1 protein-coding gene is annotated in these 437 nt (G+C 65.2%); it reads left to right on the top strand.

Going from position 1 to position 437, the window contains the following annotated elements; all coding sequences use genetic code 11:
• A partial coding sequence (locus NR126_RS28485; RefSeq protein WP_256832494.1) for a LysR substrate-binding domain-containing protein occupies positions 1-302 on the top strand: 302 nt, incomplete at its 5' end.
• Positions 303-437: the final 135 nt, after the last annotated feature.

Consider the following 437-nt stretch of genomic DNA (forward strand, 5'->3'; position numbering starts at 1 on the left):
CCTATGGCACTGTCGGCGGGCAATCCACGCTGGCCGTGCCCAGCATGCATGCCAAAACGCTCGCGCAGCGCGACGGCCTGGGCGTGGGCTGGCTGCCGAAACATCGGGTGACGTCGCTGCTTGCACGTGGCGAACTGGTGGAAAAACGCACCACCGACCCGCGCGAGCCCAACCTGCTCTACGTCGGCTGGCGCAGCGGCGACGGACTTGGCGAAGGCCGGGCGCTCCAGTGGTGGCTCGAGCAATTGCGTCAACCGCGCCTGGCAAAACGCCTCGTGCAAGGCGTCGACAGCTTTGCCTGAAGCATCGCCCTGCGGTGTGATCTCGCCTATGCTGGGATGGCGCCGACGCCGCATCACGCAACGTCGGCGCATCATCTACACGCCGCCAACTGTTGCGGAATAATCAACGCCGAAGCGTTTGCCCTCAGACAAACC

The sequence above is a fragment of the Pseudomonas sp. Pse1 genome (genome assembly GCF_024519635.1).
In the GTDB taxonomy this organism is placed as follows: Bacteria; Pseudomonadota; Gammaproteobacteria; order Pseudomonadales; family Pseudomonadaceae; genus Aquipseudomonas.